This is a genomic window from bacterium (assembly GCA_016699595.1).
Classification (GTDB): Bacteria; Patescibacteriota; Dojkabacteria.
The window spans coordinates 514,431-526,518 of sequence record CP064982.1 but is presented as its reverse complement, the minus strand read 5'-3'; the positions used below and the strand labels follow the sequence as shown (position 1 = coordinate 526,518).

The window sequence follows — 12,088 nt, the reverse complement described above, 5'->3', positions numbered from 1 at the left end:
CGCGGGATAGAGCAGTGGCAGCTCGTGTGGCTCATAACCACAAGGTCGTTGGTTCGAATCCAACTCCCGCAACCAAAATAATGCATAATTTTTAGTGCATATTCCGAAATTTTCCAGTTTATCCTGTCAATGCACTATTATTATTGTAATTGCACTTTTAGGTGGGGTAGCTCAGTCGGTTAGAGCACGGCATTCATAACGCCGAGGTCGAGGGTTCGATCCCCTCCTCCACTAAGTAATTGATAAATCTTGCACTATAAATTATAATCTTCAAATTCGGTTTAAAATATTACGAATACTATTTTAACTAATTTTCATTTATAAAGTATTAATTGTTTATTTTATGTTAATTTTAGGAATTGATGTTGGATTTGCAAGAACTGGTTGGGGTTTAGTGCATAAATGCACTAAACCCCGTAATTGTGAGGTTTGTAAAAAAAATAAATTTGATTCAGTTGAAAAAGGTAATTCTAAGCCTAGATATAAAGAGTATCATTACATAGATTCAGGTTTGATCGAAACTACAAATTCACAAAGTTATTTATCAAGGCTTATCTTCCTTGCTGAAGAACTAAAAAAAGTATTAAGCAAGTTTCAGCCAGATGAAGTTGCAATTGAAGAATTGTTTTTTTTCAAAAATCATAAAACTGTTATCCAAGTTTCTGAAGCTCGGGGTGTTATTTTATTGACTTGCAAAGATTACAAACTATTTGAATATACTCCACTTCAAGTAAAACAAACTTTGACTGGAGCTGGAAGAGCAGAAAAAAAACAAGTTCAAGAAATGACGAGAAGATTATTGTCACTAGACCCAACACAAATCAAACAAGATGATGAAGCTGACGCTGTAGCAATAGCGCTAACTCATGGATTTTATACCAGAGTGAATATTAAAAATGAGAATTAAAGTTATGATTGCATATTTAAACGGAACTATTATCAAAAAATCAGAAAACTACATTATTTCAAATGTGGCAGAGGTTGGTTATAAAGTTGAAATGACAGCTAGAAATATTAATAAACTGAAATTATCTGATATAGTTGAGATTTGGATCTACACTTTTGTTCGAGAAGATGCTTTTAGGCTTATAGGTTTTCTTTCTCAAGAAGAATTGGATTTGTTCGAAAAACTGCTTTCAGTTTCTGGTGTTGGTCCGAAAGTGGCGTTGGCAATATTAGAGGTTGATAAAAATGATATTATCAATGCTATAAATGCTAAAAAGTTATCAGATATAAAAATTTCTGGAGTTGGAAAAAAGACTTTAGAAAAAGTTCACATTGAACTTCATGGAAAAGTTGGAGTTGGAGATTCAAATTCAAATATAATGGCAAACCTAATTAATGCTCAAAATGAAGAATTGATTGAAGCATTATTATCCTTAGGCTATAAAAAGTTAGAAATTGTAAATATGATAAAAAAGAAACAATCACTTTTGACGGGGAAAATTGAAAAAGACGTCAAAGTTATTTTGAAAAGATAAATTTAATATATGTCAAGAATCCTTAATCCTACAACACAAGATCAAGAAGAACAAGTTATAGAAAGATCACTTAGGCCACAAAACTTCTCTGAAATGATTGGTCGTATCCGAGAAAAGCAAATTCTTCAAATAATGATTGATGGAGCTCGAACAAGAGGCGAGCCAATTGATCATGTCATATTCCATGGGCCTCCAGGACTTGGAAAAACCAGTTTTGCTCATGTAATAGCGGCTGAAATGGGAGCGCATTTGCATGTAACTTCAGGTCCTGCAATTGAACGAGCTGGTGATTTGGCTTCGATTTTAACTGGAATTCAGGAGGGAGAAATATTATTTATAGATGAAATTCATCGACTTCATAAGGTTGTTGAAGAAATTCTGTATCCTGCGATGGAAGATTTTGTACTTGATATTATGCTTGGAAAAGGTGCAGGTGCAAAGTCAGTTAGAATTGACCTGCCAAAGTTTACAATACTTGGCGCAACAACTAGAATTGGTTCCGTTTCAGCACCGCTACGCGATCGATTTGGGACTGCTATTAGACTAGACTTTTATTCAACAGAAGAATTGCAAGAAATAGTTTTACAAAAAGCGAAAATTCTAAATTTTGAAATTACAAAAGATGCTGCATTTGAAATTGCAAAAAGAAGTCGGGGAACAGCTAGAATTGCAGTTAGAATATTAAAGCGTGTCAGAGATTTGGCAGATGCAAGAAATGTAAAATTAGATAATTCTAAATCTTCTCTCAATTTAGTTCAAGAATGTACCCAGATGCTAGGAATTGATTCTTTTGGGCTTGATGATATGGACCGAAAAATTTTAAATTGCATCATTTCAGACTATAATTCTGGACCAGTTGGAATCTCTACAATTTCAGCGTCATTAAGCGAAGAAATAGAAACACTTGAAGATGTATATGAACCATATTTGATACAACTTGGTTTCTTACAAAAAACTCCAAAAGGTAGAGTGGCTACTTCAAAGGCAATTGAATACTCAGATAAAGTTTTGGAAAATCAAGATATTTATTGAAATAAATCTCACTAATTTGTAATATTACTTTTGTAAATACTATCAATAACTTGAAGTTTATCATATGAAAACCCTTTTGACATTCTTTGTGATACTAATATTTGGATTAATTATTTCTATATTTGGATTTTGGCTTTTTGATTTTGATGCAAGAGTAAGGGACAATGCTTCTTTGCAAATATCTTCTTTGGGAGGCAATATGGAGGTATATATAGACGGGAAACCAAGTGGTGTAATAAAAGATACTCAGTCAAAAATAGATATATACAATCTTAAGCCAGGATTACATAATGTAAAGTTGAATAGACTAAATGTTGGAGTAGAGTATTTTAGCTATGAAACAGATATAAATTTGGTAAATTCATTATCAGCTTCAATAAATTACGAGTTGGGTCCAACAATAGAATCCTCTCAAGGTTGGGTTTTGGATTATGCACCCAGTGTCGAGACTGCATCTAAATTAAAAATTTATTTTGACAAGGATGCTCAAGTTGAAGTGAAGCGAAACGATCAAGTCATAAATTATGAAAACTCAAAAGAATCAGTATATACTTATCCTTTGGAACTCGATTCTGAATATATCATTGTTATACAGAAGGATGGCTATATTAAGCAAGAAATAAATATTTCAACAAAATTAAGTAACAAGTTAGGTAAAAATGATATTATCTTAAGGACCAAGCTTTTTGAAATTCCAATTAATTTAAAATAATATGACATCGCTTGAGAAAATAAACAATTATAAATCAACACCAACAACATTGATTTATGGAGGTGCAAATAAATTGGGAATAGAACTTTCTTATAGCATAATAAATAATGGTGGATTTGTAATCATGATCGATGAATTTTCTGACGACATATTACGCAGTGTCTCCGAATTATCAAAGTCTGAGCTCTTTTTATTTCTTGATGTATCAAGTTTGAACGATATATCAGAGGAGTTGGAGAGATTGGATTATGTTTTCTATATACTGAATTCAGAGAATGATCCTTCGAAATCTATATCATCAGATTACTTCCTACATTCTTCAAATACACTCAGCAAGGTAGTAAAGATAGCAATTGCTTATAAGGCTAGATTTGAACTGATAGACAGTATCAAATCTCATCAATATTTACTTTCATATCGTTTGCAAAATGTCGCTTATAATGGCGATAATGCTATGAATTATACATTTTATGAAATTCAAAGATATTTAGAAAGTTTGACATTAGAATACCAAAAGAAATCTGGGCTTGATGCAAGGATAGTAAGAGTTGGTGAGATTGTAGGTAATAATATGGATTTATCAACAGGGTCTTTAGTTAGTGATTTTGCAAAAAAAGCAGTCTTGGGTCAAAAAATAGTTGTCAAGGGAGATGGCTTGACGCCAAATTATTTAATTAATCTCAAAGATGCTGTCAGTGGAGTCATTAAATCAATGTTCAGCAAGAGGACAAACGGGTTGATTTTTTATATTACGAATGAAGATGCGATAACAACCTTGTCAGTTTCATACAAAATTACAGAAATCGAAAATAAATCTATAGGCGTTGATTTTACCGATGATCAAGATCAATTTGATTTAATTGAAATTGTAGATATTGCAAAGAACTGGTCGATTATAAATTGGACTCCAAAATACACAGTAGAAAGATCCATTGCCCAAAGCCTAGATGAAGTATACAAATACTTTGGATATGTAGATGATTCCATTGCTGAAAAACCTAACAAGAAAGGAAATTTTGAACAAGAAGATTATGACATTTCTAACTCTATAAATAAACCATCTCAAAATTATGACCTCGGCAAGATAGATTATACTGGTAGACAAAATAGGACGCATCAAATAAAGAATGATTTGAATGGGGAGCATATATTGAAAGTGGGAAATGACAGTACTAATAATAATGAATCTATCACAATTGCTAAAGAGATTAAACAATCAAACTTAGAAAGAACGATCAATAGTATTCCTGTAGAAGAGGCAAATGGAATATCACAAAAGAGTGTGGAATTAAAAAGAACTAAAAAAAATACCAGTTTGGGAAGAAATTTGTTGACAAGTATTTTATGGGCATTGATATTTGCCAGCGTAGTCGGTCTTTCATATTACTTTATTTCTCCTGCTATCAGGTTTACAAAGCTGAGTAGGGAGATTGTTTCAAATTTAAACAGTTCAGATATTGATAATTCGAGACTTGCTGAGCAATTAGAGGAAATTTCCAAATTATCTAATGCCCAATATACTATATCAAATCAACTTCTAGAAATGATTTCCAATTCAAGTATGTCCAAATATAGTTCCTTATACAAATATATCAAAGTTTTGTCTGGCTATCCACAAATAAATACAAATACTGAAGAAGTCATCTTTGATACAGTAGATCAAAACATAGTATTTAAATCTAAGAATGGGACAACTGAATTCCTCGAATCAACATACTCCGACTATATCAAACTAAAGGACTCGTATTTCATGAAGGATAGTAACGATTTGGTCGAGTTGTATTCATCAAAAGAAAATATCAACAATATTATCTTTGAATAAAGAAAAGTAAGTTTTTCATGTACGAATAATAATCTTTGCTAAGAATCATACAAGATGCTAAAATAATTATTCAATATATAACTTATTAAGCCAACATTATGGACAACAAATATTTATTTACAAAACAAGGTTTACAAACCGTAAAAGATGAACTTCATGATAGGATAAACAACGTCCGTAAAGAAATTGCAGATAGGATAGAAGTTGCAGCATCTGAAGGTGACTTGAGTGAAAACGCTGCCTATTCAGTGGCTCTTGAAGATCAAGCAATGAACGAAGCAAGAATTGGAGAATTAACTGATATGGTCAAAAATGCGACTGTGGCAGAGGAAAAAATAAAAAACAGAATGATTGACTTAGGAGATAACTTCACAGTTGAAAATACGCAGTCTAAAGTTGCGCAAGAATATCAATTAGTTGGGGAAGAAGAGTCAAATCCATTGGAAAACAAAATTTCAGTTACATCTCCATTGGGTAGTGCAGTGTTTCAAAAGAAAGCTGGGGATGAAGTTATAGTAAATGCACCTGTTGGAAAAATAGTATACAAGATATTATCGATCTAGTTTATGCACTAACGATCTAGCTTATGTCCATAAATTCACACGCTGTTCCACAAAACATCATGGATGTAGAATTCAAGTTGTTTGGTAAATTGACTTTTAGGCAATTTGGGATAGTCTTTGTCGGGTTTGTACTAGCTTTTTTGTCCTATTTTTTCTTCAAACCTATACCAATATTGAAGTGGATTTTGGTCGGATTTTTTGTATTGCTTTCGTGGATGGTGGCTGTATGGAAGATAAATGGAATGTCATTTGAATCCTGGCTGATCAATTATCTGATAGCTTTGTTCTCTACTCAAAGATCTGTATATAAGAAATCAGAAAAAAAACGTTCAATATTTGATAATCTTAGCGATTTCAACCCTTTGACAAAGAGCAGTACAAACAATCTTAGTGATGATAATAAGAATATTTTTCCACAAGATAATTCTCAAATTATTACAAATGTAGATGTCTATGAGACAAAGGAACTAGCCAAGATGGATAATCTAATTGCAAGTATATTTTTCACAACTAATGCAACTAATAATTCGCAAACTCTATCATATGCAAATGGTTACACACAAAAAGTAGTTCACCTAGCAAGAGATGGAAACCAAGATTTGCAGAAAACGGATGAAAATGCAATTCTAGTAGAATCAAATTCACCCACAGATCAATATACATCTCAAAATTTAGTAGACAAGCTCGACATTTCGAAGGTTCGATCAAATCAAAAAAGTTTTTTAACTAGTTCTTCAGTACCTAGTGATGAAGATATTGTTTTGCCTACAAAGGAATTTTTGAAAGAATCGGCGTTGCGATTCATAAGGGCAAAGAAATTAGAACAAAAGTAAAAAATGAAACTCTTTACATGGCAATCTACAACTCAGGAACATTTGGATATTGAGGATATCAAACAAGATTTGATTTTATGCAAAAATGGTCAAGTATCTCTAGTTATCGAAACTACTGCAGTAAATTTTGATTTGCTGTCTGAAAAAGAACAAGAGGCAAAAATTTTGGCGTTTGCTGCTTTGATAAATTCCTTAAATTTCTATATACAGATACTTATAAGAACAGAAAAGCTTGATGTCACTAGATATATAGATAGACTTGAAAGAGAAAGAGAAAAGCAAATAACGGATGGTTTACGGAAGCAAATTGAAATTTATACTAATTTTATAAAAAATCTAGCTTACAATACTGAAGTGTTGGATAAAAGATTTTTTATTGTGGTTTCAAGCTTGGTATCGAATGTCAAGAAAACAAGTCCTATTAAGACAGCGCTTGGGAAGGAAGAAAAAATAACTAATGCTGATCAAGTAATTGATAAGGCAAGAGGAATATTGTACCCAAGGAGAGATCATCTAGTTAAACAAATGCAAAAAATGAATATATTTGGGAGACAATTAAATACTGATGAATTAATTAAACTCTTTTATTCAATCTACAATCCGGATACACCAGGTTTACAAAAATTACAAATTAAAGCAGATGAAATTGCTACTCCAATAATAACTGCAAAATAATAAAACATGAAGAAAAAAGATCAAACAGAAACTGCAATAAGTGCTAAGTCAGTTTCGGGAAAAATAAGAAAAGGTGACCCAATGAAAAGATCTATCTTAGATAAGATGGTGGATTTGATCCTTGGCGAGCCTGACTATGTCCAAAAGATGAAATCATCAGGTGAGATAACAATCAACAAGTTGGATTTGAATACACCAGCAAACAAGACGGATGATGTTGATTTAGAAATTCTAAATACAAGTAAGACAGTAACTTTACCTGAAGGCACAGAATCAAAAAAAATAGAAAAAAAAGCTTCGAAAAAAGGATTCTTGTTTTTTTCAAAAAAGAAGATTGATAAGGGAGACCCTCTAACTCAAGAAGATGTTGGACAAACTAATGAAGATAGAGAAACTTTAGATATAGTAAAAAAATTCCAAGATGGTTTAATTGATGTGAAAGATATCATAGCACCAGCAGCTATAGAAGTTGACTTCAATCATGTTCTTATTGGCACTAAGTATTTTAGAACATTATTTGCAATTTCTTATCCAGTAAGAGTTAGTCAAAATTGGTTATCCCCTTTAATTAATTTTGAGTCTCCTCTAGATATTTCTACATTCTATTATCCAATTGACACATCTCTCATTATCCAGAAAATGAGGAGAAAAATTGCTGAGATGGAAGCAACTATAAATATTTCTGTCGAAGAGGGAAAGGTAGTAGATCCTACCGTTAAAGTTAATCTAGAAGATGCCAAAAAAATACAAGATGAATTGGCTAGAGGAAATGAAAAATTTTTTCATTTAGGACTATATGTGACTATACGTGCTGATTCAATAAAAGAATTGGAAAGAATTTCAAAAAATGTTGAAGCAACGCTTGCAACAATCGGTGTTGTTGTAAAACCTGCGACATTACAACAAGAAGCTGGTTTACAATCATGTTTGCCTTTATGTCTTGATAAGTTGTATTTAAACAGAAATATGGATACGACTTCAATTGCAACTACCTTTCCATTTATCTCTACAAACCTTACAATGGATCAGGGTATCTTGTATGGAGTTAACAAGCATAATAAATCATTAATAATATTTGATAGATTTGCATTAGAAAATGCAAACTCTGTCATCTTTGCAACTTCAGGAGCAGGAAAATCATATTTTGTGAAGCTGGAAGCAGTAAGATCATTAATGTTTGGTACAGATATTATTATCATAGATCCTGAAAAGGAGTATCAAAAGCTTTGTGAAGCAGTTGGTGGTGAGTACATTTCATTCACACAAGATGGTGACAAGAAATTAAACCCATTTGAATTATCAGGTTACTTTGTTGATGGAGAAGATGAGTTAAGGATGAAAATATTGTCTTTGACAGGTTTGTTACGCATAATGATGGGAGGTAATTTGAGTCCAGAAGAAGGTGCAGTTCTAGATCGCGCAATTATTTTGACCTACAAAGAGAAAGGGATAACACCAGATCCGGCTACTCATTCAAGAGAGGCTCCATTGATGGAAGATCTTTATAAAATTTTGCTTGCAATGGCAGATAAAGAAGCAAGTTCTATGGCTATTCGACTCGAGAAGTATGTAAAAGGTTCTGCTTCTGGTATATTTGATCGCAAATCCAATATTGATTTAAAAAACACATTCACAGTTTTTTCTATAAGAGATTTAGCAGAGGACTTTAGGCCAATTGCTATGTATATGATGCTTGACTATATATGGACTAGAATCAAAAAGGATCAAAGAAGGAGAATTTTGATAATAGACGAAGCGTGGTGGATGATGCAGCATCCAGATGCTGCCAAATTTGTTTATTCAATTGCAAAAAGAGCTAGGAAGTATTATCTAGGCTTGACTACAATTACCCAGGATGTTGAAGATTTCTTGGACTCAGAATATGGTAAGGCTATAGTTACAAATTCTTCTATGCAAATTCTGCTTAGACAATCACCAGCTGCAGTAGATAGAGTACAAAAGTCTTTTTATTTAACGGATGGAGAACGAAATTACCTATTATCATCAGGAGTTGGAGAAGGCTTGTTTTTTGCTGGAGCGAATCATGTAGGCATGCAAATTTTGTCAAGTAAAGCAGAACATAGGCTTATTTCTACAAATCCTGTAGAACTTCGCGCAATCGAACAAGAAATTGCGATGCTAAATACGCTGGATGCCAGATCGCAAATGAAACATGACGCTGAACCATCAGATCCAGTTATCAAAATTGGACAATCCGTAGGAGAAGATAAACAAAAGGTTAGTGATTTTTTGGAAAAATATAGCGGATTCGGCAGTAAAGAAGTGGAAGTTGATAGTGAAAAATAGAAATTTTTCTCTTTTTATAAAGTATATGTTCACAAGGCTATTAAAAAAGATAAATTTGACAACAAGTGTTGTCGAATTTTTTTTTGCAAGGCCACAAAATTTTAATCCACAGCCTGGTCAATATGTCAACTTAGTATTAGACAAGGTTGCTAGGGCTTATTCAATATCAGGTATTCTAGAAGATTCCTTTAGTTTGACGATAGAAATCATTGAAGGAGGTAGATTTACAAGCTTATTATCAAATTTACAAATTGGCGATAACATCAAAATGCTAGGTCCTATAGGTAAATTTACACTTGAAAAGATCCCTATCGATTCGGATCTAATTTTCTTAGCAACTGGAGTTGGTATTGCCCCTATAAAAATCATGATAGAAAGTTTGCTCCCTGAGACAGAAATAAATTTTCATTCACAAAGAATAAGACATTTGTTTCTTTATCATGGACTGAGATTTGTAAAGGACATTTACTATAAGGACTGTTTTGATAAGCTCATGAAAGAGAATAATCACTTTCACTATGAATTATGGTTATCCAAAGGTGAAGAGATATTTGGTAGCTATAATATTGGGCATATACAAGACGGATTAGATAAACTTACATTAAGCAACTTGAAATCTCCTCATTTCTTCATTTGTGGTAGCAAACAAGCTGTAAATGATTTGCAGGAATACTTACTTCAAAAGGGCTATTCTGAGGAAAGTATTCATTTTGAACGCTTCAATTGATATAATTTGTAAATGTCATACAAGATACTGGCAAATCAAGATCCATTTTCTGAAAAAAAAGTTAAAGCAAAGGAGAAATTTGACAATTATCCAGATTCAAAATCAAACGAATTAAATATTTCGAATTTTACCCTTTCTTCAAAATTTCAAGGTCCAGGATGGATGAAGAAAATTGGAGTTTGGCTTGCTTCACAGAAGTTTTGGCCTAAGTACTTTGAATTGAAGATTATGCAATATTTTGAAGGTGTAGCAAATATGGATCAGATTGTAGCTTTGTTTGAAGGATTGGTTTTTGAAGGAAAAGTAGATATTGGTGGAGAGACAAAAACAATACTAGAACATTATCTTGATTTTGCAAAAGTAGTTGACCCTGAGGAATATATACTTTTCCAGAATTTTCTACATACAATTTATTCCGAATTCAAAATAGTTGGATTTGATTCTGCAAATATAGTCTTCCTTGAAAATATCAAAACGAAAAGTGTTTTTTCTGTTGACAAAAGTGATAGAATCTTTTTGAAAAGGGGAGCGATCCTTCTAGCTAGAATTTATAAAGATGGGTATATTTGGAAATTTACCGAAGGTTTTGTTGCAGCTAGATTTGAGAAGTTAGAGGCGGGTCAAAAACTTCTGCGAGGTCAATCATTTAAAAAATATTCACCCCAACTTGATTCATTATATTTGTTTTATAGATTTCAAAATACATTAGACAAAATAGAAGTGATCCAGAGTTTGGAATACGATGAACTTCTCGTAGTTTTTTTTCATAAGTGCAGAGAATTATTGATAAGACTCAATCTTTTTGATTTTGAACTAGAAATATTGGAGGAGAAGTCCATTGAGAAATTTATAGAGAATCTTGAATTAAAATTGAACTTTGAATTACTATCGGCTGAAGATATAGTTTTTTTGAAATTTCTTGCCAAAAGTTTGTTTGTATCTCATCCTGCAAAACAATCTTTTCTGAATACTGAGAGCTTTACGAAGGACTTCATAAACAAGGTTCTAAGAATCTCTGAATATATGAATGATGGTGATGAGAGTAATTTGTTAAACTATTCAAGTGTTCCAAATAAAGTTTCTACATTTGAAGTAGTTGAAGAGTTTGAGAGAATAAACGAAAAGTTTCAAAGTGTGTACAGGTGCTATGATAACTTTGAACAATATTTGGCCACTTTTCAAAAATTATTGCCGATATATGAATTGACATCTGTAAATGTAAATCTAAGGGAGAGAAATAGAAATAGTCTATACTACAAAAAATCTCTAAATAGACTATATAGATTGCTCGAAAAGAAGCATTTTGAAGATATCAGGAAGTTTTTGCTTGGCAATGTAAATATTAAAAACAATTCTAAGAATGCTACTCATCTTAGAGCGGATAAAATGTCAGATATGATTTTGACAAAAGTTTTGATAGTGACTAAATTTGAGGACAATGAAGAGGGTAGATTTCAAAATGGGATTGTTACAAAGTTATTACATACTTTAGAATCAGTTGTAAACTTTGACATTGGTAAACCTTCGTCCAAACAAAATTCGCAAATGTTAGAGTTATTAAGATTGGCCAGTTTAGCTAAGGTTTCAAATAATCAATGTCAGTTATCAACATTTGGAAAACAAGCGTTGTATAGAAGGTTTTCTGAATCAGAATTATTTGAAAGTTTGATGAAATCAGTTTTTTTTGAGCTTGGTTATAAATATGGCATAGAAAAACTTTTTAACTTTTTAACTGATCCTATAAATACACAAATAAAAAATATGTCAAAAAAGGATCTAGGGATTCTGTTAATGCTCAGGTTTGTAGATAAAGATCTGGATGACAATTTGATTTCTGGCAAATTTGGTAATATAATGATTGAAAGTATAAAGAGAAATGTACATGTGGTTTTTCCATCTTCGTTGGTACATACGATAATATCAGGAAAATTATAAT

The 12,088-nt window shown here is 32.1% G+C and carries 11 protein-coding genes and 2 tRNA genes; all 13 read left to right on the top strand.

What is annotated here, in order from left to right; all coding sequences use genetic code 11:
* Window positions 1-75, top strand: a tRNA-Met gene (locus IPJ91_02550).
* Window positions 76-160: 85 nt separating this feature from the next.
* Window positions 161-234, top strand: a tRNA-Met gene (locus tag IPJ91_02545).
* 109 nt (window positions 235-343) lie between these two features.
* Window positions 344-907: a crossover junction endodeoxyribonuclease RuvC gene (ruvC, locus tag IPJ91_02540; protein QQR93314.1), complete on the top strand. Its 564-nt coding sequence runs from the start codon at window positions 344-346 to the stop codon at window positions 905-907.
* The gene (gene ruvA / locus IPJ91_02535) at window positions 897-1,481 is read left to right on the top strand and encodes a Holliday junction branch migration protein RuvA (GenBank protein QQR93313.1); all 585 of its coding nucleotides are present in this window, start codon (window positions 897-899) and stop codon (window positions 1,479-1,481) included. The genes ruvC and ruvA overlap by 11 nt, the downstream gene beginning before the upstream one ends.
* Before the next feature lie 9 nt (window positions 1,482-1,490).
* A complete protein-coding gene (gene ruvB / locus IPJ91_02530; GenBank protein QQR93312.1) occupies window positions 1,491-2,513 on the top strand; it encodes a Holliday junction branch migration DNA helicase RuvB in 1,023 nt (340 codons plus the stop codon).
* Between the two features lie 64 nt (window positions 2,514-2,577).
* The gene (locus tag IPJ91_02525) at window positions 2,578-3,225 is read left to right on the top strand and encodes a hypothetical protein (GenBank protein QQR93311.1); all 648 of its coding nucleotides are present in this window, start codon (window positions 2,578-2,580) and stop codon (window positions 3,223-3,225) included.
* Between the two features lies 1 nt (window position 3,226).
* The gene (locus tag IPJ91_02520) at window positions 3,227-5,047 is read left to right on the top strand and encodes a hypothetical protein (protein QQR93310.1); all 1,821 of its coding nucleotides are present in this window, start codon (window positions 3,227-3,229) and stop codon (window positions 5,045-5,047) included.
* A 98-nt stretch (window positions 5,048-5,145) separates the two neighbouring features.
* Window positions 5,146-5,610, top strand: coding sequence for a transcription elongation factor GreA (greA, locus tag IPJ91_02515; GenBank protein QQR93309.1), 465 nt, complete (start codon window positions 5,146-5,148; stop codon window positions 5,608-5,610).
* Window positions 5,611-5,633: 23 nt separating this feature from the next.
* A complete protein-coding gene (locus tag IPJ91_02510; protein QQR93308.1) occupies window positions 5,634-6,443 on the top strand; it encodes a PrgI family protein in 810 nt (269 codons plus the stop codon).
* A 3-nt stretch (window positions 6,444-6,446) separates the two neighbouring features.
* A complete protein-coding gene (locus IPJ91_02505) occupies window positions 6,447-7,118 on the top strand; it encodes a hypothetical protein (GenBank protein QQR93307.1) in 672 nt (223 codons plus the stop codon).
* 147 nt (window positions 7,119-7,265) lie between these two features.
* Window positions 7,266-9,425, top strand: a complete 2,160-nt coding sequence (locus IPJ91_02500; protein QQR93889.1) for an ATP-binding protein — start codon at window positions 7,266-7,268, stop codon at window positions 9,423-9,425.
* 25 nt (window positions 9,426-9,450) lie between these two features.
* A complete protein-coding gene (locus IPJ91_02495) occupies window positions 9,451-10,152 on the top strand; it encodes an FAD-dependent oxidoreductase (GenBank protein QQR93306.1) in 702 nt (233 codons plus the stop codon).
* A gap of 12 nt (window positions 10,153-10,164) precedes the next feature.
* Complete coding sequence (locus IPJ91_02490) at window positions 10,165-12,087, top strand: hypothetical protein (protein ID QQR93305.1); 1,923 nt, start codon at window positions 10,165-10,167, stop codon at window positions 12,085-12,087.
* Window position 12,088 lies beyond the last annotated feature (1 nt).